This window comes from Anaerolineales bacterium, from assembly GCA_025808555.1.
Lineage (GTDB): Bacteria > Chloroflexota > Anaerolineae > Anaerolineales > UBA11579 > JAMCZK01.
In genome coordinates this window covers 1087653-1113565 of sequence record CP075526.1, presented here as the reverse complement: position 1 = coordinate 1113565, position 25913 = coordinate 1087653, and the positions used below count along the sequence as shown (strand labels likewise).

Sequence of the window (25913 nt, the reverse complement as noted above, 5' to 3'; positions counted from 1 at the left end):
GCCACCTAAGCAGCGCTAGATCGGTTCCTCGTTGATCTCGTTCTGCTCGTCTTCACGGCGGCGTTCGCGCTGCGCATCGTACTCGCGCTCCTGCGTGCCGCTCACACGACCCTGGTCGTGCTCACGCGGGTCCTGCGCCGCAGAACCTCGCTTGTCGGCCTGCTCGCCGTTGCCGGTTCGCAGATCCTTGTCTTTGGTCTGTTTGTTGCCAGCCATTTTTTCCTCCAGAGGCAAAGGATTTGAAAATGGGCCTCTGTTCCCGCTAACGCCTCCCCCGCAGAGCGCGTTACCGAATCCGCTGCTTTCTCACATTAGCTTTGGCTGTGAAGTATTAGGCCAGCATTGGAAATGCGCTTGTATAAAGAGTAAACCTAACAAAAAAGTCCGGTGCATTTGCACCGGATTTTTGGGTCTCCTTACTAAGCATCAAGTGCCAGGCGGAGTTCGCGCAGCAAACTCCTGCATGGCCGAAGGCCATGCATCAGTCTAGCCGCCAATACCACAGCTCGTCGATGCGATAGGTGTAGCCTGCCGTTGAGTCTGCATTCACATACAGGCCAAAACGCCCGCCGGCAAAATTGCCGTCTTCGATCTCGTCGATCTCAAATTGGTTTGCATACAGTGTGAGCACATCACCAATCAGGCGAATACCAATGGTATTGGTTTCCTGGCTGCCGCGACGGATGTAGTCGTTCTCTGTCCAGCCGATCAGCTCAGTCTTGCTATACGGCGCCGTGGAGTCCAGACGGTCCAGGCGGTAATGACCATCACATGAAAAAGCAAAAATGTAGCCGCGTGCTCCGGCGCCAGTGCTTTGCGGCCCGCGCACAATGAAGCCATAGGCTTGCTTGCCGCTGCAGTTGTCGGTGCGCACTGTCATTTGCAGGAACATGTCATTGGGCGAAGGCGCCGTGAACCACCAGGTGTCAAAGCCGGCCTGTTTGCCGGTCACGTTCAGGTAACCACCGCCCAGCGCCAACCGCAGCAATGTGTCGTTGGGTAGGCCGCTGGAATCGGCCCAGTTGCGGTCAGTGTCCATACTGTCATACAGCGTAGGCGTGTTGCCGTATTCGCTGCGCGGGTCGAACGGCAGCGGCGTAGGAGTCGGCGTGAAAGTGGGCGTCTCCGTGGGTGGCAGTGTTTCCGTAGGCGGCAGGGTCTCGGTTGGCTCCAAGGTGTTGGTAGGCAGAGGAGTCTCGGTGGCCGTGGCTGCCAGCGTTGGCGTTTCGCTGGGCGGGGGCAGCGGGGTTTCGGTGGCGGTAGGGGCGGGCGCAAATGGCAGCGCGCACGCACTCAATAGCAAGCTCACGGCTGCCAACAAAGGCAAAGTTCGTCTCATGGGTCGTTCCTTATTCTCCGCCTAAACTATAGAGCAAGCCTGCCTTTTTTGCACAAAAAGCGCGCCCGCGTAATTGTTAATATCAAGTTGCTTGATAAGCCTTGCTCGCACTGGTATAAGAATTCCCGTTATGTACATTGCGATCGAGGGCGTGATCGGGGTGGGGAAGACCACCTTGGCGCGCCTGCTGCAGGAGCGTTTTGAGGCTGAGCTGCGCCTCGAAGTCTTTGACGAAAACCCGTTTTTGTCAGATTTCTATGGTGATCGAGCGCGCTATGCTTTTCAGACCCAGATCTTCTTTCTGCTCAGCCGCTATCATCAGCAGAACCGTTTTGCGCCTGACATTCTGAATCAGGGCAAGAACCTGATTACGGATTACACCTTTGCCAAAGATGCCTTGTTCGCGCGCATCAACCTGGTGGGCGATGAGCTGGAGATGTACTACAACGTGCATGATGCGCTGGCTGAGAAGATCCAGCTGCCGGAGCTCATCGTATACCTGCAAGCCTCCACAGATGTGCTCATGCAACGCATTGCCCGCCGTGACCGCCCCTACGAACGCCAGATGGAGCGAGCGTACATCGACACGCTCAACCAGGCTTATGAAGGCTTCTTTGACGACTATATAAAGGGGGTCCCCGTACTGCGCATTGCCACCGATGAGCTGGATATTGTTAGCAGCCCGCAAGCGCAAGCGCACGTGGAGCAACTGATACGCGAGGCGCTACGATCCGCCCCGCGCCAAACCCAATTGCCGCTCGAATAAAAAAAGACCTGCAACGCAGGTCTTTTTTTTGTTTTTGAATAATCAATTCTCATATCGACTGTTGTCTATTTGTTCATCCTGCCGGCTGTCGCGCGGTGCGGGTTGCCCAGGCGCATCCAGTGCAGCCCAGCGTGCCTCCGCGGCCGCCAGGTCCTCTTTGCTGGCTCGGCGCACCATGGACCACTTGCCGCAATGCGGGCAGCGCTCAAACTTACGGGCGCCCATATTGAAGCTGAAGAAGCGCAGCGGGAACGGCAAGTCGCACTTGGGGCAAACCGCACCGCCACTCATGCCATATTTGCCGCGCACCGGTTTGCCGCGGCCAAACAGAGCCGGTACGACAGTGGTCACTAGCGTCACCACCAGCACGATGCCAAGGATCGGAAACACCAACTCAAGCATCTTGCCGCGCGCCTGCTCGGCGGAAAGAAAAATGCGCGTGAACTCGTTCGAGCGCAGCTGGCTGCCATCGCTCAGGTAGCCCAGTGCGTACATCGTGCGCTCACCGGGCTCATAGTCTTTCGTGGTGAACTGAACCCGATAAGGTTCCTCGGCGACGCTGCCGATCAACTCATCCTCAATGTAAAAATCCACGCGCTGCAGATCGCTAGGGCCGCTGGCGCGCAGGCTGAACAAGCCCTCGATGTCACTACCGAAACCAGCGTAGCCAAAATCGCGGCTCATGCTGAGTATCAGGCCAGTCTCCTGCGCGCGCGCTGGCGTGACAACAAGGAACAGGGCGGTAGCTGCAAAGATCAAAGCAAGCTTCTTCATTCATTACCTCCAACGCGTCAATATGGTTTCGCGTTGAAACAAACGGATCGCAAAATATAACAGCGCCAGATCAACGAATACCAACGCGCCGGCGATGCTTAGTAACAGCGTTTGGTTCAACGTTACTGCCCCGAACATCTGGCCCAGGAATAGGGCCATCACCGGCAAGATCAGCAGGGCGGCCAGCTGTTCCGCGGCGCGCGGGTCATTGACCCGTGAAGAGATCATGATCGCCAGGCTTACCCCGGTGACCGAAAGCAGGGGGCCGACCACAAAAATTCCTAGCAGCCACAGCGGCGAAAGCAGACGCGCCGCCACTTCGCTGCCCGCCAATATGCCGGTGCCAATTGCAAAGATGGTGAAACTGCCCAGGCTTGCCAACAACGCCGGCAGCGCCGCTGCAAAGGCCTTGCCTGCTAACAGCTCGCCGGTAGTGATCGGAGTGGCCAACAGTGGCTCCAGGGTGCGCGTGGTCTTCTCGCCCACAATGCTGTAGGAAGCGATGGTGATCGGGATGATGGCGGGCATGAGCAGGAACAGCACCAGGAACTGCTGCAGCAGGATCAGCTGCGTACACTGGATGCCTTCCAGCGGGCCGCATGCGGTGTTGAGCGCCGCCAACAGCGGCCCAAACTCCGATTGCACCGCGCTCAGATCCGCGCCTATGGTGGTGTAAAGCATGCCGAGTGGGATGACTGCAAAGACCAGCGGCATGAAGACCACGCTGAAGATCACCAGTTTGTTGCGGAACACTTCCGCCCATTCTTTGGCGATCAGTACGCCTATCTTCTTCATGTGGCCGCCTCTGGCTGGGCCTGGGCGCCCAGTAGCTGAAAGTACACATCTTCCAGGCTTTGGCGGATCTCGCCCACAAACTGCACGTCGGCACCCAGGCCGATCAGCTCGCGCAGCAGTTCGGGATTGTGCGCTTCGGGGTCATCCAGCTTGACCACGATCTTGTCGCCGCGCAAATTCGCTTCGTGCACGTAGCTTTTTTGGCGCAGCGCGTTGGCAAAGGCCTCTTTGGCCGCAGCGAGATGGAAGACTACCGAGCGGCCAAACAGTTTGCGTCGCAAACTGTTTGGCGTGTCCACCGCCAGCAGCTTGGATTTGAAGACGGCGATGCGGTCGCACAAGCGGTCCGCCTCGTCCAGGTTGTGAGTGGTAACGATGATGGTGCGGCCCTCGCCGCGCAGCTCCTCAATAAAGTCACGCACCACCCGTGAAGCTTCAGGATCCAGGCCGCTGGTCGGCTCATCAAAGAAGATCACCTTCGGCTCGTGGAGCAGGGCGCGGGCGATGGCTAGCTTTTGGCGCATGCCCTTGGAAAAACCGCCCACGGCTTCGTGGCGGCGACCCCACAAGCCCAGCATGCGCAAATAGCGCTCCACCTGGCCGGGGATGTCTTCGACCTCGTACATCTTGGCGAAGAAGTCCAGATTGCGCTCGGCGCTCAGTTGCTCATACATACCCGGCGTCTCGGTAAGGATGCCGATGTGCTTGCGCAGCTCAGTGTTGTCTTCGCCCAGGCGGTGGCCCGCCACCCATGCTTCCCCTTCAGTCGGTGCGATCAGTGCCGCCAGCATGCGAATGGTGGTGGTTTTGCCGGCGCCGTTCGGCCCCAGCAGGCCAAACACTTCGCCTACTGGGATCGTGAGATCCAAATGATCCACCGCCTCCAGGTCGCCAAAGCGCTTGGTCAACCCGTTGATGATGATTGCTTCGGCGCTGGGCGGCGTGGATGGGCCGACTGCAGGCCCGGATGTTTCACGTGAAACATCGCCTGCGCCGCCAACCTTACCGTTCTTCCAGAGCAGGTATGCCGCTAGCAGTGCGCTGGGTAAACCACCAATAAGGCCCGTGGGCAGCGGTCCCAGCAGCGAGCTAAGCCCCGGTGCATCCAGGTGGGTCATGTAGATGCCAATGCCGGCGATCGCATTGATGCTGCCATGGGCAATAACTGCCGGCCACACGCTACCGCCGCGCAAGGTCAACCAGCCGATGATGACCGCCAGCGGAACGGTGAACCACACCATGGCCAGGATGCCGGTCCACGGCTCGCCCCAATAGCCGAAGCCATAGTTGTGGCCCATGGCAATGATGGGGGCGTGCCACAAGCCCCAGATGACGCCCACCGCCAGCATCGCTTTGCGGAAACCCAGCGGCATCAGCTTGGGCTGCAGATACGCCCGCCAGCCAAACTCTTCGCCAAACGTAAAGAAGCCATTGAGGATGGGGCCAAGCAAGATCGCCTGACCGATCTGGATCAGCATCATTGTCCAGACATCAAAAGGCAGTTCCTGGCCGGCCATCGCCGCCGCGTCGTCCAGCAGGCTCTGTAGCTGGGTCAGGTTGCCGTCAAAATGGCTGGGGAGAATCGCGTAGTACACCACCAGGCCCAACAGGGTGAGGACTGGCGGCAGGATCCAAGCAAGGCCCCAGCTTATCCAGTTGCGGCCGGCCTGCGGGCGCAGCCACATGTCCTTCCAGCCTTCGCGCGTGATGATACGTGTCAATAAATGCGCCGCGGCCGGCGCCCACATACAGCCCAGCGCCAGTAGCGCGGTCGCCAGGGTGATGCCAGTACCCGGAAGGATCTCCGGACTGTTGACCAGGCCGCCGTTTACATATATGACGCCTGCGATCGCCCAACAAATGCCGAAGGCCAGGCCAACAAAGATCCAGATCCGTCGTGTGTCCAAAGTGTTCATAGTGCTCCTGTGTTTCACGTGAAACAACTCAGTTTATGAAATAGACCAGACCGCCGATGATCAGTGCGCACAGCAGCAGCGTGCCGGTGACAATGTAAATGGCAAAACGCCCATCACTGATGCCGTACTGGGTGCGGTAGGGGTCGGTGCCAGCGCCAGCGCCGGTGTTGATGCGTGATTTGGCGCCGCGAGGCCGCTTGAGGCGAATGCGGGCGTCGTCAAACTTTTCCACCAGCTGCCATCCGTGGGTAGCCTCTTCCTCCAGCGCTTTGGCCATGGTTTCCCGAGACCGGAAGCCTGAAACCGCGGAGCGCAGAATTTTGAACTCGTAGTTCTGTAGATCATCTTGTGTGTAGTTGGTCATCTCTTCCTCTTCTTGCATCAATCGTTGCAGTTCAGCCTGTGCTGCTCCAGCGAAGGCCATGATCGCATCCTTTCTCTAGGATAAGAACGAACACTCTTATCGTTTGCTCGCTTCCCATGCTGTGATCTTTTCATCCATTAACTTGCGCAGCTCGGCCGGCTCAAAACCCAGCTTCTCGGCCTCTTCTATCAAATGCTCGCCCATCACGCCGAGCTGCTGCTTACGCAATCGTTGCAGGTTCCTGCCGGTCGGCGCGTCTAGGATGTAAGTGCCGCGACCGTGCTGGGTGGAGATGATCGACTTCTCGTCCAGCAAACGATAAGCCCGCGCCACTGTGTTGAAATTGATCTGCAGGTCGGCTGCCAACTGGCGCACGGGGGGCAATTGGTCGCCGGGCTTCAACTCACCATTGGCGATCGCCAAACGAATCTGGTCCATGATCTGCAGATAGGCCGGGGTGTGTATGGTAAGGTCCACACGGAGTCTTGAAAGTGGGCTCATTGCTATGCGTACCTCTGTATGAGTGTATATGTGTATTATTGTATGAATCTCGCGCTTTGTCAAGTGCCAACACCCCTTTGTATCGCTTAAAAACGAAACTTTTTTAAGCAGAAAAAACTGTGCCCAGCTTCGCTCGGTATGTGCAGGTTGGTGATCCGTAAAAAAACGGAATTACATACTCGTAAGGTTTTAAGCGCGCGCTCGTTATAATGCGCGTATGGATAAGAAAACCCTGCTCAGCCAAACCATTGAGCACATCGACATCAAGTCGTTTGACCCCACCCCCCTGGTGGACCAATACGAGCGCATGGCCTTTCAGGCGCGTAATCTGGCTCGGGCGGCCCGCATTTACGACAACATGCTGGCCGATACCGAGTGCGCGGTCATCCTGTGCCTTGCCGGCTCGCTGGTCAGCGCCGGGCTCAAACGGGTGATCTACGATTTGGTGGATAACCACATGGTGGATGCGATCGTCTCCACCGGCGCCAACGTGGTGGACCAGGACTTCTTTGAAGGCCTGGGCTTCAAGCACTACATCGGTGACCCCAAGTCGGATGACGATGCGCTGATGAACCTGCGCATTGACCGCATCTACGACACCTACATTGATGAAGACGAGCTGCGCATCTGCGATGACACCATCAAGCAGATCGCCGATAGCCTGCCGCCGCGCCCCTACTCTTCGCGCGAGTTCATCTGGCACATGGGCAAGTATCTCGTCGACAACGGCAAGGGCGAGGGTTGCTTCGTGCGCCGCGCCTACGAAGTGGGCGTGCCCATCTTCGTGCCGGCCTTCTCCGACTCCAGCGCCGGTTTCGGCCTGGTCGATCACCAATACCGCGCCACCGGCGGCGTAGTCTCCATCGACTCCGCCAAGGACTTTCTCGAGCTGACCAAGATCAAGATCGCCGCCGGCACCACCGGCCTGCTCATGATCGGTGGCGGCGTACCCAAGAACTTTGCACAGGACATCACTGTGGCGGCCGAGATCCTGGAAGGCGAAGCCGACATGCACAAGTACGCCATCCAGATCACCGTCGCCGACGAGCGCGATGGCGGTCTGTCGGGCTCCACGCTGCAGGAAGCTCACTCATGGGGCAAAGTGGAGCAAGAGAGCGAGCAGATGGTGTTCGCTGAGGCCACCCTGGCCATGCCGCTCATTGCCGGCTACGCTTATCACAAAGGCAGCTGGAAGAAGCGCCAGCACAAAGACTTCAACGCCGTGCTCGATAAGAGCGCCCAGGCAGCCTAGCTGCGTTTAGATAGAGGAGAGCGAATGATCCCGAACAAGATTTTCTTCACCAAGGGTGTGGGTGTGCACAAAGACCGCCTAGCTTCCTTTGAGGCAGCCCTGCGCAGCGCCAAGATTGAAAAATTCAATCTGGTCTACGTATCCAGCATCTTTCCGCCCAACTGCAAGATGGTTTCGGTGGATGAAGGCCTTAAGCACCTTTCGCCGGGCGAAGTGGTCTTCTGTGTCATGGCGCGCAGCGACACCAATGAACCCAACCGCCTAGTGTCCTCCGCCATTGGTGTAGCCCTGCCGCAAGACACCACTCGCTACGGCTATCTATCTGAGCATCATGCGCACGGTGAGACCGGCGAGAAAAGTGGCGAATACGCCGAAGACCTGGCCGCCACCATGCTAGCCACTACCTTGGGCCTGGAATTTGACCCGGATACGGCCTGGGATGAGCGCAAGCAGATCTACGATGCCAACCCGCACATCTTCAAGACTCGCCACTACGTCCAATCCGCCGAGGGCCACAAGAACGGACTGTGGACCACGGTGCTGGCTGCCGCGGTGCTGATCCGCTCCGAGGACTGACCCGCGTACATGGCTGACTCCGGCACCCACACGCCACCATACAACTTCGGCGGCCTGCCAGACGAGTTCACCGCCTACGACTCCGCCAAGGTGGCTGTGGTGCCGGTGCCGTTCGACCTGACCACCTCGTGGATGCCGGGCACCGCCAAAGGCCCGCGCGCTCTCATCGAAGCCTCGGGCTATCTCGAGCTCTACGACATCGAGACCGCCAGCGAGCCCTACGAACACGGCATCTTCACTGACCAGGCGGTGACCGCCGACGATACGCTGGCGCTAAACGCCAATGTGCATGCCCGCGTCAAGAAGCACATCGACGCCGGTAAGTTCGTCGTCACCCTTGGCGGTGAACATTCCGTGGCCTACGGCTCCGCCAAAGCCCACATCGAAGCCTACGACCAGCTCAGCATCCTGCACTTCGATGCCCACACCGACCGCCGCGAGGAGTTCGAAGGCGACAGGTTCAGCCATGCTTGCACTCTGCGCCGCATCTCTGAGCTCAACGACGACATCGTTTCCGTCGGCATCCGCAGCCTGGATGTCGGCGAGCTGCAGTACCTCGATGAGAGCAAGGTCTTCTACGCCGAGAACATCTTCCATTCGATGGATTGGATCGATAAGGTCTCGCGCCTGCTGAAGCCGAACGTCTACATCACCTTCGACCTCGACGTCTTCGACCCGGCCATCATGCCCTCGACCGGCACGCCCGAGCCCGGCGGCCTGTATTGGTATCCCGTCCTCGCCGCCCTCAAGGCCGTCGCCGCTGAGCACAACATTGTCGGCTGCGACGTGGTCGAGCTGCTCCCCACCGAGAACAAGGCGCCAGACTTCCTTGCCGCCAAGCTGATCTACAAACTGCTCGCTTACAAATTCGCCCAGGCGAATTTCGCCTAACGCATAGGAGGCACCAATGAGAAAAGCCGTCTTTTCCATCAATATGACCATAGACGGCTATTGCGGCCACGAAACGGCCGTCGTTGATGATGAGGTGCACCAGTACTTCACTGACTTGTTGCACCAATCAGACGTCGATATCTTTGGTCGCCACACCTATGAGCTCATGTATCCGTTCTGGCATGATGTCGCCGTGACTCAGTCGGAAAACGCGGTCACAAATGAATTCGCCCTCGCCTTCGACGCCATCCCCAAGATCGTCTTCTCCACTACACTCGAACGCGCCGAGTGGAATAACACCACCCTGCTGCGTAGCGGCTTGAAAGAAAAGATCATCGAGCTGAAGCAGCAACCCGGCAAGAACATCTCCATCGGCAGCATCAATGTTGCCGCCCAGGCTGAGCAATGGGGCCTGATTGATGAATATCGCTTCGTCGTCCATCCCATCATTGCCGGCAAGGGGCCGCGCTTGTTTCAGCCGGGCGGCGGCCGTACCCTCACATTGGTGGACTCAAAGGTATTCGGTTCAGGAGTCGTTGCCCTGCATTACAAGAAGTGATCTTTGCAAGCCAACACTCGCGATGATCCACTGGTGGTCTGATGTTGCCTAATATGCCCATCCACAGCGCCGTCCAGCCGCCTACTCCGCCGCTGGACCGTTACATCGAGGTGCTTTGGTACCAGCATATCCCCATCTATAGCGCGAGAGAGATTATCCTGCCCAGCCCGCACATGGAGCTGATCTTCAACTTTGGCCAGCCCCACAAGGTCTTCCTCGCGCCTGACCTTGCAGAATTCACTATACATGAGCAAGCTTGGCTGGCTGGTTTGCAAAGCCGCTATTTCACCATCGAGTCCACCTCCAGTCATCTGCTGGGCGCCCGCCTCAAGCCCGCCGGCGTCGCAGCCTTCTTTGCCGGTGATGCCAGCCAGTTCACCGATCGCGTCACTCCGTTGCGCGCCATCGTGGGCGCCGCTGCCACCGACGAGTTGCACATCGCCCTAACTACTGCCGCGGATGACACAGCGCGTTTCGCCGCCTTGGAGAGCTTCCTGGTGCAGCGCCTCAAGCAAGATCGCCCCGGCCTCGCTCTGGCGCTTGAGGCCGGGCAGCGCATCCAGGCTGCCGAGGGCAGCCTGGGTATCGCCGAGCTGAGCGAAGGGCTGCATGTCAGCCATAAGCACTTGATCGAAGTCTTCACCTCCACCGTTGGCCTGCGCCCCAAGCAGTTTGCTCGCGTCATACGCTTCAGCCATATGCTGCCCGATCTGCTCGCCGGCGCCCAGCCGGATTGGGCCGCGCTCGCCCAAAAAGCCGGCTACCACGACCAATCGCACTTCAATCGAGAGTTCCAGCTCTTCGCCGGGTTGACGCCCAGCCAATACATAGAATTACGCTCGCACTACAGCAACTACGGTCCCAGCGAGGATTCTCGCTTCGTTCCCCTCGGTTAATTTTTTGCAATACAAGATCGGCCGCCCTCCCTACAATACATAGCAAGGAGGCGCATGAGCACGATCCACATTCTGTCTGATCTGGTTGGCGGGCAATGGCATTATCTGCCGCCCGGTGGCCAGCAAGGCCTCACTATGGTGCACACCTTCACCTGGCAGGTGCCTGATGCCCTGCTGGTGTCCAGTAGCCAATCTCCCGGTGGTGAAAGCTTTGGCTACTGGTATTGGCATCCCGCTGAACACAGGGTCAAGATGATCGCCCTCGGCAAAGCGTTGGATGGCGTTAGCTTGGCCGAATATACCGAGGTCACCCGCCACGGTGACCTGATGACTTGCCATCTACTCACCCATGACAACTCTGGCACCAAGCGCTACCGCGAAGAATGGCGCTTCACCGATCGCGATCACTATGACTGGACTTTGTACGCCTTGTCTGACGCTGGTGAGCAGCAAACCATGCAAGCCAGCTTTGAACGACGAACCCCTTAACTACTGTGGAGGAAAAGATGTTGATGGATATTCTTGCAATCGTGGCGGGCTTTGCCGCCTGGAGTGTGCTATGGCTGGGCGGTAGCCCGCAGGTGCTTAAGCTGTTCCCTGGCGCCCTGCAAAAGACGGTTCCGTGCGCCACACGGGCGCACTGCTCACCATGCTGGTGTTTGCCGCCCTGGTCTCGCTCGCGGCGGGCTATGTGGTCACCCTGGTCAGCGCGGGCGCCAACTTGCCGCTGATCCTCGGTGTGATCCTGCTACTGGTTGGCATCATGGTGCAGCGCCAATATTGGAAGCTGATGCCCGTCTGGTATCACTTGCTGTTCTTGGCGCTGTTGGTACCGGCAACGCTGTTTGGGGCCAGCCTTACAGGCTAGCGGAGTGAAACAATCTTTAACAAGGCGGCACCTTCATGTGCCGCCCTTGTTTGTTGGGCAGCCTTTCCAAAAACGTGAATGGTAGAATCGCCTCAGTACCCCAATTCGCTCGCCAAGGAGCTGCGTAGATGGAAAAGCAAGTCGCTACATTTGAAGTCAAGAAGGGCCTGGCCCAGATGCTCAAGGGAGGCGTGATTATGGACGTGGTCACCGCCGAACATGCCCGCATTGCTGAGAATGCCGGCGCCGCAGCCGTAATGGCCCTCGAGCGCGTGCCTGCTGACATCCGTGCCCACGGCGGCGTGGCCCGCATGAGCGATCCCGGCCTCATTGAAGAGATCATGAGCACTGTCAGCATCCCCGTCATGGCCAAGGTGCGCATCGGCCACTTTGTGGAAGCCCAGATCCTCGAATCCCTCGGCGTGGACTATGTAGACGAGTCCGAAGTGCTCACCCCGGCCGACGAAGCCAATCACATCAACAAGCATGACTTTAAGATTCCCTTCGTGTGTGGCTGCCGCAACCTGGGCGAAGCCCTGCGCCGCGTTGGCGAAGGCGCTGCCATGATCCGCACCAAGGGCGAAGCCGGCACCGGCGATGTAGTCGAGGCCGTGCGCCACGCCCGCACCGTGCTGGGCACCGTACGCCGCCTGCAGACCATGCCAGACGAAGAAGTCATGGCGCTCGCCAAAGAGCTTGGTGCGCCGTTTGAACTGGTCAAAGAGACCAAAGAGCTTGGCCGCCTGCCCGTGGTCAACTTCGCCGCCGGTGGCATCGCCACCCCGGCGGACGCCGCCCTGATGATGCAGCTCGGCGTGGACGGTGTTTTCGTTGGCTCAGGCATCTTCAAGTCCGGCGACCCTGCTCGCCGCGCCGAAGCCATCGTCAAAGCCACTACCCACTACAACAACGCCAAGATCCTGGCTGAGGTCAGCCGCAATCTGGGCGAGCCGATGGTGGGCCGCCAGGTCACAGACATCCCCAAGGAAGATCTGATCGCCCAGCGCGGTTGGTAACTGAATTCAAAGCCTCCGACCTCGAATCTCTGAAAGAGATTCGAGGTCGGATATCCTGCAAGTTATGAACTCCTCTCCAACCATCGGCGTCCTTGCCCTCCAAGGTGACTTTGCAGAGCATGCCAATATGCTGGCCAGCCTCGGCGCGCAGGTGCGCGAGGTGCGTCTGCCCGAAGAGCTGGATGGGCTCGACGGGCTCGTGCTGCCCGGTGGCGAATCCACCACCATCGGCAAGCTGGCCACCGATTATGGCTTGATCGAGCCGTTGCGCACGTTCGGCCAGACCAAGGCCATCTACGGCACCTGCGCCGGCGCCATCCTCCTCTCAAAAGACGCCGAACGCAAACAGCCGCTGTTGGGCCTTATGGATATCACCGTCGAGCGTAACGCTTATGGCCGCCAGGTCGAGAGTTTCGATGTTGAAGTGGACGTGCCCGCCCTCAAGGGCCTTGCCCCTGGTGACCCGCCGGTGCGCGCCGTCTTTATCCGCGCCCCGCTCATCAAATCCGTTAGCGGCGATGCCCAGGCCCTCGCCAGCCTGCCAGACGGGCGCATCATCGCCGCCCAGCAGGGCAAGCTTCTAGCCACCGCCTTCCACCCCGAGATCTCGGGAGACGACCGCTTCCACCGCCTGTTCCTGAACCTGGCCAAAAGTTAACATAACCTTGATGCAAGCCAAAAACCGCTGTTGTAGAATAGCAGGGTGTTGCACGACTTTACAATTTCAGACTATGGGGCGCTAAACACCGCCCGCCATCACGCTCTGTTCTTACACAATCAATCCGTGCTCACCCGCGGCCCGGCCGCCCTCGCCCGCCGCTCCCTGCTGGCGCCCTTGTGCTCCCTCACCGGGGTACACACCGCGGTCAGTTCAGAAGAGGGTCTGGTGCTGCAAGCCCAACGCTTCCCGGGCCGCTCGCTGGCCGCGCTGGTTTTCGCCGCCCCGCAAGCCGCGCTCAGCGGCCCGGCCCTCACCGCCGCCGTGGAGTACATGCTGAAACAGCTTGGCCCACACGGCGCACAGGGCATCTTCGCCGAGCTTGACGAGCACAGCGGCGCCAACGCCGCGCTGCAGCAAGCCGGGCTTAGCGTGCAGGGGCACCAGCGCCTGTGGCGGCTTACCCGCCCGCCACAGGCCGGCTATGACAACCTGCTTTGGCAGCCGCACCTGGGTCGCCATGCGTTGGCTGTGCGCCTGCTGCGCAGCAGCCTGTTGCCGCCGCCAATGCAGCACTTGGAATGCGGATCGAACGATACGCGTGATAGTTTCGTTCTGTATGAGGGCGGCCAGCTCGCCGCCTTTGCTGATGTGCAGCGCGGGCCAAAGGGCATTTGGGTTCAGCTGCTCATCGAGCCCGGCCGCGCCCTGGCTGACCGCCTGATGGCGCTCATGCTGCGCTTGCGGCCGCGGCCCGGCCGCCCCGTGTATGTATGTGTGCGCGCCTTTCAAGACTGGCTGGAGCCGGTGCTCGAAGGGCTGGATGCACAACCTGGCCCACGCCAGTCCGTTTTGGTGCGCCGCATGGTGCAACCAGTAAAAGTAAAAGACTTGCAGAAGATTGCCAAGGCTGCCGCAGCGGAAGCTTCCACCATCCAATTCCCCGTGCAGTCCGCCGCAACCATGGATGAAAAATGACAAGACGCCAAATCACTGACGACCTTGACGCTTTGCTCGGCGTGCTGCCGCCTGATGTGCAGGCCGCCGTGCGCGAACACAACAACAGCTCTGACCTGCTCGAGATCATTCTTGACCTTGGGCGGGTTCCTACCACGCGCCTGGTCAACGAAGAAGTTGTACTTCTGGAACGTGAGATCAGCAAAGACGACATCGCCTATGTCGTCCAGCGCCTGCGCGACTTTGACGAAGACAATCGCGCTGGCATTGAGCGCAGCCTGCACCGCATTTCGGCTATTCGCAATCGCCGCGGCGATGTGGTTGGCCTGACACTGCGCGTCGGCCGCGCCGTCTACGGCACCATCGACATCATTCAAGACTTGATCCAGGATGGCAAGAGCCTGCTCATCCTCGGCCGCCCCGGCGTGGGTAAGACCACCCTGCTGCGCGAGGCGGCCCGCATCCTGGCCGAGAAGAACCGCGTTGTGATCGTGGATACCTCCAACGAGATCGGCGGCGATGGCGATGTGCCCCACCCGGCCGTTGGCCGCGCCCGCCGCATGCAGGTGGCGACGCCTTCCATGCAGCACGAGGTCATGATCGAAGCGGTGGAGAACCACAACCCGCAGGTCATCGTCATCGACGAGATCGGCCGTGAGCTGGAGGCCAAGGCCGCCCGCACCATCGCCGAGCGCGGTGTGCAGCTCATCGGCACGGCCCACGGTAACTCGCTCGAGAACCTACTGCTCAACCCCACCTTGTCTGACCTGGTCGGCGGCATCGAATCCGTCACGCTGTCAGATGAAGAAGCCCGCCGCCGCGGTACCCAAAAGACGGTGCTTGAGCGCCGCTCGCCGCCCACCTTCGATGTCCTCGTCGAAATTCAGTCCCGCAGCCAGTTCGCCGTGCATCGAGACGTTGCCATCGCGGTAGACGGTTTGCTGCGCGGTTATCCCATCGATCCTGAGCAGCGCATGCGCGATGAGAATGGCGAGATCAAGATCACCGCGGCTCAACCGGCCGCTGCACCCGCCCGCTCCGGCCGCAGCGAATCCGCCCCGCGCACCAGTGGCCGACTTGCCAAGAACACACCCACAGGCCGCCAATCCAGCGGCGGCTCCATGGGCGGTGGACCGCGCCGCCGTGAGCCCGTGACCGATTCGTCCGCCCGCGCCCAAGAACCTGACGGAGACTATGAAGCCTATGCGCGCATCCAGCCCGCCGCGGTGGCCGTGCCCAGCGTGGCCCCGCGGAGCAGCGCCAGCCTTCAGCCGGTGCGCATCTACCCCTTCGGGGTGGCGCGCAACCGGCTGGTGAATGCCGCCAAGCGCGTCGGCGTGCCCGTCATCCCGGTCAAAGAGCCCGGCGAGGCGGATGTGCTTGTCACCCTGCGCACCTACTACCGCAAGCGCCAGCGCCCCATCGTGGATGCTGAGCAGCGCGGCATGCCCGTGTATGTGTTGCGCGCCAACACCGTCTCGCAGATGGAGCGCTTCCTCTCCGGCCTGTTCGATCTTCCCGGCGGCATGGAAGAGCCTGCCGAGATGGACGAGCAGCTCGGCCAGACCCGCCAGGCGATTGATGCCGTGCTCAACGGCGAGCGCTGGGTGGAGTTGCCTCCGGCTACCTCTCAAATTCGGCGCCTGCAGCACCAAATGGTCGAGGAGTCCAAGTTGGTCTCCCACTCCTACGGCAAAGAGCCCAATCGCCGCGTTCGTATCTTTCGTGAATAACCACTAACCCCTGCTCTCAGAGGAACAATGAAGCACATCGGTATTGTTGGCGTCTCGTACGAAGGTGCAGCCCTGTGCTATCGCACCATCATTCAGGAGAGCAAAGAATTCTTCGGCCCCTTCAATAATCCCGAAGTCACCCTGCACAACTTCAACATGGGCGACTATCACTTTCCTTCCGAAGAGGGCAAGTGGGATCAGGTCAGCGAAACCATCTTGCAGTCGGCCAACAAGCTTGCCGCCATGGGGGCTGATTTCCTGATCTGCCCGGACAATACCGTCCACGTATCCATCGACCCGGTCATCGAGCGCTCGCCGCTGCCCTGGTTGCACATCGCCGAAGAAGTGGGCCGCGAGGCCCTGGCCCGCGGCTATAAACGTGTCGGCATCCTCGGCACCCAACCGCTCATAGAAGGCCCGGTCTACCCGCGCAAGCTGGAGCCGATGGGCATTGAGCTCAAGTTCCCTGACCTGGCCCAGCGCCAGCAGGTGCACAAGCACATCGTGGATGAACTCATCTACGGCACCATGCTGCCCGAGACGCGGCGCTACTTCCAATCCCTGATCGCGCAGTTTGCGGAGCAGGGCTGCGACGCCGTAGGCCTGTGCTGCACCGAGATCCCGCTGCTCATCGAGCCGCAAGACTCCGTGCTGCCCACTCTAGACTCGACCCGCTTGCTCGCCCGCGCCGCCCTGCGCTACGCCGCAGCCTGACCAACCCCAGTCACCTCGTATAAACAAAAAAACGCCTGCTTTAGCAGGCGTTTTTTTGTTTACTTGTGTCATTCCGAGCGGGTGCTAAGGTTAAATACCGGAACGCCAGGCCATCTCAGCGAGGAATCCCTGTAGTCTTGTATTCCAAGAGTTGATTTTTAAACTACCATCCGAGCGATTAGCGTCGAATAGTCACTTTCTTGACGAAGCGGTTCACTGCCCCAAAGCGGTACTTGTATTCTTCATCCCCGCGCATGAAGTCAAACACGACCTTCTTTTCCTCAATGCTGCGTTGCATCATCTCCGCCATCATCAACCAGCCGGGTGAAAGCTGCGCATGCGCATTGCTGAACCCGGCGTTGTAGCCCCAGATGCGGTTGTCGTAGTCAAAGTTCATGTACGCCGCCGCCCGTTGCATGCCAACCTTGAGGAACACCAGTTGCAGCCAGCCGCCGGCGAAGGCCGCCCGGGCGATCGCTTCCATCTGCACTCGCATGGCGGGCGTCAGGAACTTCAGCTTGTCTTCCTCTTGCGTCATCAGGCCAAAGAAGTCATCCAGGGCCTGGTCCAGCCCGCCCGCCTCGCTGATCAGCTCGGTGCTCACCGGCAACACGTTCCGTGCCGCTTTGCGCATCTTGCGCCGCAGTTCGTGCGCTTGCTTGCTGTCTAGGCTTTCCAGGTAGGCGTCGAAGTTCTCCGGCAACGCGATGTATGGGCACGGCTGCAATGTTTCCTCTGCTGCCTGCAGCCCGGCGGCTTGCGCCGCGGCCTGTACGCTTTCAATCGTCTTTGACTCGTCCAGGATGTTGTACAGCGTCAGCTGCGCCCAGCCTTCATCCGCCTTCAATGCCTCAAGCACGGCTTGCACAAACGCGTCCAAGTCCTGCGGCCTGGCGATAAAGTCCAGGTAGTCGGCAATTTCATGGCTGCCGATCAAATACAGCTGCCCGTCCGGAGTGCGGAACAGGGGCGCAATCCCCAGCAACGCCCCGTCCTCGCCGCGGCCGGTAATGATGTGCAGCTCGGCATCCTGCCACTCACCACCGCCCAGATGCTGCCACCAGGCCTGCTGGAAGGCAAAGGTCAGGAAGGGCAGATTGAGATGGCTTTTTTGCAAAAGCGCGTCCCACTCCTGCTGCAAGGTTGCCCAGGAGGCTGTGTTGCGAATGATGTCTATCTTCATGGATTGATGCGTGGAAGTTTGTGCAGAATGACTCAAGGGATTTTACCAGTATAATTTTTTGCGCGCGTAGTACATGCAGTGCGTACAATTGCGGCGCTTATCCATATGCCTAACGCGCTCGATCTCTTCGTAGTACCCCTCTACAGACGCGACGGACAAGACCAGGCTTACCTGCCCGGCGTATACCTGCTGGCTTCACCGCGCCGCGCCGCCCGCGGCCGCGCCGGCGAGCGCCTGGTGCTGCATCTCACCCTGCCGCCTGAGATCACCCTCAGCGCTGACCAGCAGCATGCCCTGCTCGGTGACCTGGCTGAGGGTTACTTCCGCACGCCCGGCTCCGTCACCGCCGCCCTGCGTGAGCAGATCGACCGGCTCAACGCCTACTTCCTGCAGCTCAATCAGCGCGGCCAGCCCGGCGCAGCCCGGCTGAGCGTCCTCTCGATACGCGACGAGCGCGTCACCCTGGCTCAGGCTGGCGCTCAGCATGGCTTCGTGCTCAACAACACCATCCAGCACTTTTACGATGCCCCAGCCTCCGGCCGCGGCCTTGGTATGGGCAGTCAGACCGAAATTCGTTTTTACCAAACCGAGATCACCGCCGGCGATTGCCTGCTGCTCGTGCCAGACATCCCCACCGGCTGGAATGAAAAGACTCTCGCCAGTGTAGCCGGCCAGAAGCTTTCCACCCTACGCCGCCGCTTCCTCAGCGAGGCTGGCACACACCTGCGCGCCCTCATGCTCATGGCCCAGCCTGGCACTGGCCGCCTCAGCCTCATGACCAGCTTTGAAGACGCGCCGCCCGCCGCCCGCCCGCAAACCGCCAGCGTCGCTCCGGCTCCTGCTGCCCCCGCCGCGCCGCCCGCCGCCCCCGAGCCCCGCCTGGAGGCTTGGGAGCAGCTGCCTGAGCCTGATATTGAAGAGACAGGCGCCTATCCGCGCTCGGCTGCTCAGGCTGAGTTGCCAGAAACTGACTGGCCCACGCAACACGAACCCGAGGAGCCCAGCGGTTTTTCGGTGCTTATAGATGAAATTGCCACTCGCGCCCGCCAATTTTGGCTACGCGTCTCGCCAGGCCTGCGCAGCTTCCTCCTCCGCCTGCTCCCAGACGAACCGGTCTTCAATCTACCGCGCCAAACCCTCGCCATCATCGCCATTGCAGTTCCCCTCGCGGTGGTCATCCTGGTCTCGGTCATCTACTTGCAATTCGGGCGTGTCCAGCTCTACGAAAACTATCTGGCCCAGGCGCAAAGCGCCGCCGCCCTGGCCCAGGCCCGCGAGAACCCGGTCGAGATTCGCCAGGCCTGGATCGTCGCCGTGCACTACGCTGAGCGCGCCTCGGCCTACGAGCAAGATGCTCAGGCCGCCGCCGAGTTGCTGTCCCAGGCCCGCCTCGCGCTGGATGAACTTGACTTCATCGAGCGCATGAACCTTCAGCCCGCCCTCTTCACCAACCTGCCGCGCGCCACCAACATTACCCAAATGGTCGCCGACAATCGTGACCTCTATATGCTGGATTCCAATACAGGCAAAGTATTGCGTGCCTTTCTCACCTCCAGCGGCTACCAGTTGGATAATGATTTCTCGTGCGAGCCCGCCTCGTACGCTGGCACCATTGTCAGCAATTTGGTGGATATGGCTCTCCTGCCCTCCGGCTCACACGTCCTGGGCGCCACCCTTGCCGCCATTGATGCCAATGGCAACATCATTTACTGCATCGTCGGCGAGCCGCCCGCCGCCGCCGTCCTCAATGAACCGGATAGCCATTGGGGTAAGCCGGTCGCCATTGCCATAGAGAACAACAATCTCTATATTCTCGACCCCGTCACCAACGCGGTCTGGGTCTACTTCGGCGAGGGCGGCTCCTTCACGGGCGAGCCGCGTTTCTTCTTCGGCGCAGAAGTGCCCAGTATGCAGCAGGCCGTTGACATCGTGATGGATGGAGATACCCTCTATATTCTGGATGTGACGGGCCGCGTGGCGGCCTGTGTCTTCAGTGATGATCTCGACAACCCCACCACCTGCACCGACCCGCTGGAATTTGGCGATACGCGCCCGGGCCAGCAGAGCGGCCCCACAGTGGCAGGCGCCAACTTCTCACAACTTTTCCTCACCGACCCGCCTGGTCCTTCACTGTTCTTTCTCGATCCCATCGTGCCGTCGGTCTATCAGTTCAGCACCCGCCTCAGCATGACCCGCCAATTGCGCGCGCAGAACGAGCTTCCATCTAGCTTGGTCACAGCGTTCACCATCTCGCCCAATCGCTTCGTCTTTCTGGCCTTCCAGAACCAGGTCTACTTTGGCCCCATGCCTTAGGCAAGGCCGAAGGCGTACGCATGCCTGAGTATGTTGAACTAGCCGTCAACGTTCCCAAAGTTTCTGGCGTCTTTCACTATCACGTCCCGCCTGAGCTGGAGCACACCCTGCGCCCCGGCCATCTGGTGCTGGCGCCGTTTGGCAAACTGATCGTCCAGGGTGTCGTGCTGCGCAGTGTGGACACGCCGGAGGTGGCCGAAACCCGCCCCATTGATAGCTTGCTCGACGACGATCCCGTGCTGACCGCCGCTCAACTCGAGCTTGCCCGCCAACTGGCCGATGCAACCCTGGCCCCAGTAGCGGCATGCGTGGCTTTGATGCTCCCGCCCGGCATTGGCCGCACCGCCGATGTGCTCTACAGCCTTACCGCCATACCCGTCCCTGCCGAGTTCACCTCCGCACAGCGTCTGGTTTTGGATACGCTGGTCAAACGCGGCGCCCTCACTGGCAGTCAGCTCGATAAGGCATTGCCACGCCGCAATTGGCGCGCCTCCATCCGCGCCCTGCAGGGCCGCGGCCTCATTGCCACCCAGCCGGTCATCCCTTTCCCGCGTCAAAAGGCCCGCTTGGTGCGCACCGCACGCCTGCTCCACGCTCCACCGCCTGAACTCAAGCTCGGCAAAACCGCAGCCGTGCAGGCTCGCCGCGCCGCCTTGCTGGATGTCCTGCAGCGCGAGCGCGGCCACATTGCCGCTGAATGGCTGTATGCCGAGAGCGGCGCCCAGTTGGCGGATCTGCGCTATTTGGAGGAGCACGGCTATGTGGAGCTCGGCGAGGCTGAGCAGGTGCGTGACCCGCTCGTGGGCCTGCAAACTGCGATGGATGTGGCCCTCAAGCTCACCCCCGCCCAAGACGCCGCCTGGCGCGCCGTCGAGGCCGCACTCGCCAGCTCTGACCCCGAGCCGATCCTGCTGCATGGCGTCACCAGCTCCGGTAAGACCGAGATCTACCTGCGCGCCGTGGCTCACGCCCTCGCCGCCGGGCGCACCGCAATCGTGCTGGTGCCGGAGATTGCGTTGACTCCCCAAACCGTCCAGCGTTTCTTCGCTCGCTTCGGCAATCAGGTCGGCCTGCTGCACTCCGAGCTTTCCGACGGCGAGCGCTACGACACCTGGCGCCGCGTCCGCCGCGGTGAGCTGCGCGTGGTCGTCGGTCCACGCAGCGCCCTCTTCGCCCCGCTCGAGAATCTCGGCCTCATCGTGCTCGACGAAGAGCATGATGACAGCTACTACGAAGCCCAGCAAGATGTGCACTATCACGCCCGCACGGCCGCTTTGCAGCTTGGCAAAATTTCGAACGCGCTGGTACTGCTCGGCTCCGCCACGCCCGATGTCGGCAGCTACACCCAGGCGCGTAGCGGCGCCTGGCAGTTGTTGCAGCTGCCCGAGCGCGTCCAGGCCCACGGCGCCATCGACAAAGCGCCCGCGCTGCCGCCGGTCGAGATCGTCGACATGCGCCGCGAGCTCAAGGCGGGCAACCGTTCCATCTTCAGCCGCGGCTTGCAAAGCGAGCTGGAGCAAGTGCTGCAGCGCGGCCAACAGGCTATCTTGTTCCTCAATCGCCGCGGCAGCGCCACCTACGTCTTCTGCCGTGACTGCGGCCATGTGATGCGCTGCCCCAATTGCGAAACCCCGCTGACCCAGCACGGAAGTAGCGAACTCACCCACGACCTCGTATGCCACCAGTGCGGCTACCAGCGCACGCTTCCGCAGGCTTGCCCCAATTGTCAGAGCGCAAATATCCGCCACTACGGCACCGGCACTGAATCCGTCGTGAAAGAATTGGCTCGCCTGCTACCAACCGCCCGCACTCTACGCTGGGATCGCGACAGTACCCGCACCAAAGGGGCTCACCAGCGCATTCTCTATCAATTCGCTGAGCATCAGGCTGATGTGCTGGTCGGCACGCAGATGCTCACCAAGGGCTTGGATCTGCCCAAGGTGACTCTCGTCGGTGTGGTCCTCGCCGATGTCGGCCTGCAGATGCCCCACTACCGTGCCGCCGAACGCGTCTTCCAGCTCCTCACTCAGGTTGCCGGCCGTGCCGGGCGCTCTGCGCTCGGCGGCCGCGTCATCTTCCAAACCTTCCAGCCTGAGCATTACGCCATCCAGGCTGCCGCCGCGCATGATTACGCTGGCTTCTACGAAACCGAGAGCGCCTACCGCCGCCAGCTGCGCTACCCACCCTTTGCCCAACTGCTACGTTTGGAGTTCCGCCATCTCGATGCCCGCAAGGCTGAGCAGGAAGCTGGCGCCCTGGCCGCCGAACTGCACGCCCAGATCGCCCGCCAGGGCCGCGGCTCTACCGATGTCATCGGCCCGGCGCCCAGCTTCCACGCCCGCGTCAACAAGGAGTACCGCTGGCAGATTCTGCTGCGCGGCCCGCAACCTGCCGAGCTGGTGCGCGGTCTGCGATTGCCCGGCTGGCGCGTCGAAGTAAATCCGCCTGCGCCACTATAATGTTTGCGAGGGATTGTCAGTGCGTCGAGAATTAGTCAGCTGGGAAGAAGTCCAACATCTCATCAACCTGCTCATGCAGCAGTTCGAGCATGAGTTCCAGGCCATGCTGCTCATCACCCGCGGTGGCATCGTGCCCGGCGGCATGCTGGCCGAGCGCATGGGCCTGGCCGAGATCCTTACCGCCGCAGTGGACTTCCCCGCCCAGATGGAAATTGCCCGCCAAAAAATGCTCGTCTTTCCCAAATTTGTGCAATTCCCAGACGATGAACTGCTGCGCGGCCGCCGTATTCTTGTGGTCGATGACGTCTGGGGTTCCGGCCGCACCAGCACCGCCGTCAAGAACCGCGTCTCCGCTGCTGGCGGCATGCCCTTCACCAGCGTGTTGCACTTCAACCCCCATCGCAACCTTTTTGATAACACCCGCCCGGATTACTTCGCTGCCAGCACAGACGCCTTCATTGTCTACCCCTGGGAGCACGAACCTACCGCCGGCTGGGCCATGCGGGACTATTAGGCCGGGAAAAGCACCCAGCCTTGGGCAAATGCTGCGCATTTGCCGCGTGATTTCACATCTTCTGGCAAACACTAAATCTCAAAGTCGTGTCGCCCTGAGCGAAGGGCAGTCAGAACGCCAGTTTTCAAGACAAAGCCTGCTGAAAACTTGTGATTTTGCGAGGGATGCGCTGCCGCGCATAACGCACAGCGCCGACGAAGCAATCTATCCACACAGTCTGTTGCCGCCAAACTGTAGCTCGCAATCACAGACAAAATGTCATTCCGAGGCGGTCTTTTAGAAGTCAGCCCCGCCCTCAATCACTACAGCCGAGGAATCCTTTAGGTCAAGAAAAGGCTGGCTGGTTTGAGAGCGACCTAAAGGTTTCCTTGTCTCACTCCGCTCAGGTTCCGAATAATGCCGGGTGAAAGTGGCACTTGCTAGCAATGACAGGAATTAAAACGTAGGGGCGGGTCTCAGACCCGCCCCTCGTTATCCGTGTTCATCCGTGGATGAATTTGCCCCGCTTTACTCCCTATCCCTTAACCAACTCCGCATACCTACTGCGCAGCTTGCTCAACTTCGGCGGGATCACCGCCATGCAATAGCCGGAGAACGGGTTGCGCTCGAAGTAATTGTGGTGATACTCCTCGGCTACGAAGAAATCGCCCAGCGGCGCAAGCTCCGTCACGATCGGCTGCGCATACTCGCCGGCATGCTCGCGGATGAACGCTTCGGCCTCCGCCTTCTGCGCCTCATCGGCGTACAGGATCACCGAGCGGTACTGGGTGCCGATATCGTTGCCCTGGCGGTTCAACGTCGTCGGGTCATGCGTCGCAAAGAACGCCGTCAGCAGGTCGCCGTAGCTCGCCACCGCCGGGTCGTATTCCACTCGCACCACCTCGGCGAAGCCCGTGCGCCCGGTACACACCTGCTCGTACGTTGGCGCCTTGGCGTCCGCCGGCCCGCCGGCGTAGCCCGGCTCGATCCGCGTCACACCCTTGAGGATCTTGAGCGCGGCCTCCGTGCACCAAAAACACCCGCCGCCAAAGACTGCTGTTTGCGTTGCCATTATTTTCTCCTTCGTTGCTCTTTGTTACAAAGAGCAACGAATGGTTTGTTTTCTTACTGCGCTTCGTGATGAGCATTTGCTCATCTACTGTTTGCCGCGCCGTCCTTCGTCCTCGTTGATCGCCACCCAGCCGGCCATCTCGCCGATCTCGAAGCGGTCATCGTCCACCCACTCGCGCACCGAGGAATAGGACCGGTCATAGCGCGAGGAGGAGTCATTGCCATCCAGCTGCTCCTTCACCATGGCGCGGATGCCTTGCAGGCGTTGCTGCCACTGCGCCATGTTCTCCACCGTCAGGTCCACCCAGCCGTTGAAGGCGTTCTCAGACTTCACCACCGGCCCGCGCAGAATGCGCGTGCCGTCTGATAGCAGGATCGGCAGCCCCACCGAGATGATCTCCTGGCGCAGCTTGGCATCGCTGCCGATGCGCGCCTCCAGCTTGGCCGCCATCTGTGCCGGTGTGTCCGCCAGCGCGTTGCTCATCTTGTTGCCGTACTCCTGCTTCAATAAAAATGCCTCGAACATCAGCTTGGACATGCGCGGCGGGCCAAGGATCTCGAACGCTACTGACTCGCCATGCTGCTCGCTCAGCTCGCGCAGGCGCCGCAGCGCCGAATCGCGCAGCGTACCGGCCCGGAAGCTGGGCCCCATCACCGCGCTGTCCAGCGCGGCCACAATGTCGCGCCCCGTGTTGCCGCCCATGATCTCGCGCACCACATTGAAGGCGATCTCCTCCGGCGTCACGAATTCCATCTGCCCATATGAGGTGATGGCGGCGAAGTCGCCGGCCGCGAACAAGCCGTTCTCGCCGGTGTTGATGTAGACGGCATGCATGGCTTCGCCCGTCGCCGCGCCAAATTCGCCGCTGGGCGCCAGGTTGGCCGCGTTAAGCGGCAAGGCCTGCTCCGGCGGGCAGTCGTACAGCATGAAGTCTTTGCCGCCGCGGCTGATCTTGCCGTAGCCGATCTCTTTCCACGCGATCAGCGCCGTCGGCTTGAACTCCTTGACCACCGTGGGGCCGCCGGGCGTGCGCGCCATCAGGAACGTGAGTAGCGATTGCGCGCCGGCCAGCGCCGCTTTGGACATCAGCACCCGCGAGGGCTTCTCTTCGCCGTGCGTATACGGAATATTGAGGCCCATGCCGCCGGTGCCGCTGGTGCCCACCTTGACGTAAGCCTGGGTGCCGGCCTGCAGCATCGCCTCGTGCATGATCTGGATGTGGCGCACCAGCTGCGGAATATATAACGAGGCCAGCAGTTGCTCGATCTCGTCCGGCCAGTTGGTTTCCGGGCTGTCTTTGGCGATCTCGCTCTGCAGCTTGCGCGCATACGCGTAGATGTTCTGATAGGCCACGCCGGTGGAAGTATTGATCGCGTCCACCACGATGTGGGCCGGCTCGCCGTCCAGGCCGGGGGCGCGGCCGGTAATGATCTGGTACAGCAGGGATGCGTTGAGGATGTCTTCGTTCAGCTCATCCACGATGTCGTTGATGAGCACTTTGCGTTTGGCTGGGTCGGCCAGGATGGCGTTGCGGGGCGGGTTCTCCGCCTCCTGCCACTCGGTGCGCACAAAAATGTCTCCCCAGGCGGAGAGGAACTTGGTTTTACTATTCGGGAAAGCTGCTTTCAGCTCTGCGATGGCCTGATCTGATTCGGATCTCTTGAGAGATGCCACTACCAACCGGGCAGGCTCGTGCGCCAACAGCTCCCGGCACACGGCGTTGCCCACCAGCCCAAAACCACCCAAGACAAGGGCATTCTTTCCACGAATATCCATTCACACGCTCCATAGGGGTCTTTGCGCCTGAACCGGCGCCCT

General features: G+C 60.6%; 26 protein-coding genes. 16 read left to right on the top strand and 10 right to left on the bottom strand.

What is annotated here, in order from left to right; genetic code table 11:
- Positions 1-15 precede the first annotated feature (15 nt).
- Positions 16-216 (bottom strand): hypothetical protein, encoded by a 201-nt coding sequence (locus KIT08_05865; GenBank protein UYN90761.1) that lies wholly within the window; start codon positions 214-216, stop codon positions 16-18.
- A gap of 265 nt (positions 217-481) precedes the next feature.
- Positions 482-1339: a hypothetical protein gene (locus KIT08_05860; GenBank protein UYN90760.1), complete on the bottom strand. Its 858-nt coding sequence runs from the start codon at positions 1337-1339 to the stop codon at positions 482-484.
- Positions 1340-1469: 130 nt separating this feature from the next.
- Between KIT08_05860 and KIT08_05855 the strand changes: the two genes are divergently transcribed.
- The gene (locus KIT08_05855) at positions 1470-2105 is read left to right on the top strand and encodes a deoxynucleoside kinase (protein ID UYN90759.1); all 636 of its coding nucleotides are present in this window, start codon (positions 1470-1472) and stop codon (positions 2103-2105) included.
- A gap of 42 nt (positions 2106-2147) precedes the next feature.
- Here KIT08_05855 and KIT08_05850 read toward each other — a convergent pair whose 3' ends face one another.
- The 5 genes from KIT08_05850 to KIT08_05830 are packed head-to-tail and all read right to left on the bottom strand — an operon-like array spanning position 2148 to position 6431.
- Positions 2148-2879, bottom strand: a complete 732-nt coding sequence (locus KIT08_05850; GenBank protein UYN90758.1) for a hypothetical protein — start codon at positions 2877-2879, stop codon at positions 2148-2150.
- 3 nt (positions 2880-2882) lie between these two features.
- The gene (locus KIT08_05845) at positions 2883-3674 is read right to left on the bottom strand and encodes an ABC transporter permease subunit (protein ID UYN90757.1); all 792 of its coding nucleotides are present in this window, start codon (positions 3672-3674) and stop codon (positions 2883-2885) included.
- A complete protein-coding gene (locus KIT08_05840) occupies positions 3671-5590 on the bottom strand; it encodes an ATP-binding cassette domain-containing protein (protein ID UYN90756.1) in 1920 nt (639 codons plus the stop codon). The genes KIT08_05845 and KIT08_05840 overlap by 4 nt, the downstream gene beginning before the upstream one ends.
- Positions 5591-5618: 28 nt before the next feature.
- Positions 5619-6014, bottom strand: a complete 396-nt coding sequence (locus tag KIT08_05835) for a hypothetical protein (GenBank protein ID UYN90755.1) — start codon at positions 6012-6014, stop codon at positions 5619-5621.
- Between the two features lie 36 nt (positions 6015-6050).
- Positions 6051-6431, bottom strand: coding sequence for a GntR family transcriptional regulator (locus KIT08_05830; protein ID UYN90754.1), 381 nt, complete (start codon positions 6429-6431; stop codon positions 6051-6053).
- A 241-nt stretch (positions 6432-6672) separates the two neighbouring features.
- On the opposite strand from KIT08_05830, the gene KIT08_05825 reads away from it, so the two are divergent.
- From KIT08_05825 to KIT08_05770, 12 genes are all read left to right on the top strand, one after another.
- Positions 6673-7707, top strand: a complete 1035-nt coding sequence (locus tag KIT08_05825; GenBank protein UYN90753.1) for a deoxyhypusine synthase — start codon at positions 6673-6675, stop codon at positions 7705-7707.
- A gap of 24 nt (positions 7708-7731) precedes the next feature.
- On the top strand, positions 7732-8283 hold the full coding sequence (locus KIT08_05820) for an arginine decarboxylase, pyruvoyl-dependent (protein UYN90752.1): 552 nt from the start codon (positions 7732-7734) through the stop codon (positions 8281-8283).
- A 9-nt stretch (positions 8284-8292) separates the two neighbouring features.
- On the top strand, positions 8293-9174 hold the full coding sequence (speB, locus tag KIT08_05815; GenBank protein UYN90751.1) for an agmatinase: 882 nt from the start codon (positions 8293-8295) through the stop codon (positions 9172-9174).
- Positions 9175-9190: 16 nt separating this feature from the next.
- Positions 9191-9733, top strand: a complete 543-nt coding sequence (locus KIT08_05810; GenBank protein UYN90750.1) for a dihydrofolate reductase family protein — start codon at positions 9191-9193, stop codon at positions 9731-9733.
- 41 nt (positions 9734-9774) lie between these two features.
- Positions 9775-10629, top strand: a complete 855-nt coding sequence (locus KIT08_05805) for an AraC family transcriptional regulator (protein ID UYN90749.1) — start codon at positions 9775-9777, stop codon at positions 10627-10629.
- A 54-nt stretch (positions 10630-10683) separates the two neighbouring features.
- Positions 10684-11118: a hypothetical protein gene (locus tag KIT08_05800; protein UYN90748.1), complete on the top strand. Its 435-nt coding sequence runs from the start codon at positions 10684-10686 to the stop codon at positions 11116-11118.
- A gap of 133 nt (positions 11119-11251) precedes the next feature.
- Entirely contained in the window at positions 11252-11497 is a 246-nt protein-coding gene (locus KIT08_05795; protein UYN90747.1) for a hypothetical protein, read from the top strand.
- 128 nt (positions 11498-11625) lie between these two features.
- Complete coding sequence (pdxS, locus tag KIT08_05790) at positions 11626-12513, top strand: pyridoxal 5'-phosphate synthase lyase subunit PdxS (GenBank protein ID UYN90746.1); 888 nt, start codon at positions 11626-11628, stop codon at positions 12511-12513.
- Positions 12514-12577: 64 nt separating this feature from the next.
- On the top strand, positions 12578-13171 hold the full coding sequence (pdxT, locus tag KIT08_05785) for a pyridoxal 5'-phosphate synthase glutaminase subunit PdxT (GenBank protein UYN90745.1): 594 nt from the start codon (positions 12578-12580) through the stop codon (positions 13169-13171).
- A 45-nt stretch (positions 13172-13216) separates the two neighbouring features.
- Positions 13217-14149 (top strand): hypothetical protein, encoded by a 933-nt coding sequence (locus KIT08_05780; protein ID UYN90744.1) that lies wholly within the window; start codon positions 13217-13219, stop codon positions 14147-14149.
- Positions 14146-15861: an AAA family ATPase gene (locus KIT08_05775; GenBank protein UYN90743.1), complete on the top strand. Its 1716-nt coding sequence runs from the start codon at positions 14146-14148 to the stop codon at positions 15859-15861. The genes KIT08_05780 and KIT08_05775 overlap by 4 nt, the downstream gene beginning before the upstream one ends.
- A 27-nt stretch (positions 15862-15888) precedes the next feature.
- On the top strand, positions 15889-16575 hold the full coding sequence (locus KIT08_05770; GenBank protein ID UYN90742.1) for an amino acid racemase: 687 nt from the start codon (positions 15889-15891) through the stop codon (positions 16573-16575).
- Between the two features lie 178 nt (positions 16576-16753).
- Here the strand turns inward: KIT08_05770 and KIT08_05765 are convergent, their stop codons facing one another.
- A complete protein-coding gene (locus tag KIT08_05765; GenBank protein ID UYN90741.1) occupies positions 16754-17758 on the bottom strand; it encodes a GNAT family N-acetyltransferase in 1005 nt (334 codons plus the stop codon).
- A gap of 105 nt (positions 17759-17863) precedes the next feature.
- Here KIT08_05765 and KIT08_05760 point away from each other — a divergent pair, with 105 nt between their 5' ends.
- The 3 genes from KIT08_05760 to KIT08_05750 are packed head-to-tail and all read left to right on the top strand — an operon-like array spanning position 17864 to position 23044.
- The gene (locus KIT08_05760; GenBank protein UYN90740.1) at positions 17864-20071 is read left to right on the top strand and encodes a hypothetical protein; all 2208 of its coding nucleotides are present in this window, start codon (positions 17864-17866) and stop codon (positions 20069-20071) included.
- Between the two features lie 20 nt (positions 20072-20091).
- Positions 20092-22530: a primosomal protein N' gene (priA, locus tag KIT08_05755; protein ID UYN90739.1), complete on the top strand. Its 2439-nt coding sequence runs from the start codon at positions 20092-20094 to the stop codon at positions 22528-22530.
- 13 nt (positions 22531-22543) lie between these two features.
- Positions 22544-23044 carry a hypothetical protein gene (locus tag KIT08_05750; protein ID UYN90738.1) on the top strand — a complete coding sequence of 167 codons (501 nt, stop codon included), beginning with the start codon at positions 22544-22546 and terminating at the stop codon, positions 23042-23044.
- Positions 23045-23558: 514 nt separating this feature from the next.
- On the opposite strand, the gene msrA is transcribed toward KIT08_05750, so the two are convergent.
- Both msrA and KIT08_05740 read right to left on the bottom strand, forming a co-directional pair.
- Positions 23559-24095: a peptide-methionine (S)-S-oxide reductase MsrA gene (gene msrA, locus KIT08_05745; protein ID UYN90737.1), complete on the bottom strand. Its 537-nt coding sequence runs from the start codon at positions 24093-24095 to the stop codon at positions 23559-23561.
- A gap of 84 nt (positions 24096-24179) precedes the next feature.
- The gene (locus tag KIT08_05740; GenBank protein ID UYN90736.1) at positions 24180-25871 is read right to left on the bottom strand and encodes a hypothetical protein; all 1692 of its coding nucleotides are present in this window, start codon (positions 25869-25871) and stop codon (positions 24180-24182) included.
- Between the last annotated feature and the right edge of the window lie 42 nt (positions 25872-25913).

Bases quoted from the DNA above. Each gene is read 5' to 3' on its own strand.
- KIT08_05865 (UYN90761.1), bottom strand. From the start codon at position 216: ATGGCTGGCAACAAACAGACCAAAGACAAGGATCTGCGAACCGGCAAC.
- KIT08_05860 (UYN90760.1), bottom strand. From the start codon at position 1,339: ATGAGACGAACTTTGCCTTTGTTGGCAGCCGTGAGCTTGCTATTGAGT.
- KIT08_05855 (UYN90759.1), top strand. From the start codon at position 1,470: ATGTACATTGCGATCGAGGGCGTGATCGGGGTGGGGAAGACCACCTTG.
- KIT08_05850 (UYN90758.1), bottom strand. From the start codon at position 2,879: ATGAAGAAGCTTGCTTTGATCTTTGCAGCTACCGCCCTGTTCCTTGTT.
- KIT08_05845 (UYN90757.1), bottom strand. From the start codon at position 3,674: ATGAAGAAGATAGGCGTACTGATCGCCAAAGAATGGGCGGAAGTGTTC.
- KIT08_05840 (UYN90756.1), bottom strand. From the start codon at position 5,590: ATGAACACTTTGGACACACGACGGATCTGGATCTTTGTTGGCCTGGCC.
- KIT08_05835 (UYN90755.1), bottom strand. From the start codon at position 6,014: ATGGCCTTCGCTGGAGCAGCACAGGCTGAACTGCAACGATTGATGCAA.
- KIT08_05825 (UYN90753.1), top strand. From the start codon at position 6,673: ATGGATAAGAAAACCCTGCTCAGCCAAACCATTGAGCACATCGACATC.
- KIT08_05820 (UYN90752.1), top strand. From the start codon at position 7,732: ATGATCCCGAACAAGATTTTCTTCACCAAGGGTGTGGGTGTGCACAAA.
- speB (UYN90751.1), top strand. From the start codon at position 8,293: ATGGCTGACTCCGGCACCCACACGCCACCATACAACTTCGGCGGCCTG.
- KIT08_05810 (UYN90750.1), top strand. From the start codon at position 9,191: ATGAGAAAAGCCGTCTTTTCCATCAATATGACCATAGACGGCTATTGC.
- KIT08_05805 (UYN90749.1), top strand. From the start codon at position 9,775: ATGTTGCCTAATATGCCCATCCACAGCGCCGTCCAGCCGCCTACTCCG.
- KIT08_05800 (UYN90748.1), top strand. From the start codon at position 10,684: ATGAGCACGATCCACATTCTGTCTGATCTGGTTGGCGGGCAATGGCAT.
- pdxS (UYN90746.1), top strand. From the start codon at position 11,626: ATGGAAAAGCAAGTCGCTACATTTGAAGTCAAGAAGGGCCTGGCCCAG.
- pdxT (UYN90745.1), top strand. From the start codon at position 12,578: ATGAACTCCTCTCCAACCATCGGCGTCCTTGCCCTCCAAGGTGACTTT.
- KIT08_05775 (UYN90743.1), top strand. From the start codon at position 14,146: ATGACAAGACGCCAAATCACTGACGACCTTGACGCTTTGCTCGGCGTG.
- KIT08_05770 (UYN90742.1), top strand. From the start codon at position 15,889: ATGAAGCACATCGGTATTGTTGGCGTCTCGTACGAAGGTGCAGCCCTG.
- KIT08_05765 (UYN90741.1), bottom strand. From the start codon at position 17,758: ATGAAGATAGACATCATTCGCAACACAGCCTCCTGGGCAACCTTGCAG.
- KIT08_05760 (UYN90740.1), top strand. From the start codon at position 17,864: ATGCCTAACGCGCTCGATCTCTTCGTAGTACCCCTCTACAGACGCGAC.
- priA (UYN90739.1), top strand. From the start codon at position 20,092: ATGCCTGAGTATGTTGAACTAGCCGTCAACGTTCCCAAAGTTTCTGGC.
- msrA (UYN90737.1), bottom strand. From the start codon at position 24,095: ATGGCAACGCAAACAGCAGTCTTTGGCGGCGGGTGTTTTTGGTGCACG.
- KIT08_05740 (UYN90736.1), bottom strand. From the start codon at position 25,871: ATGGATATTCGTGGAAAGAATGCCCTTGTCTTGGGTGGTTTTGGGCTG.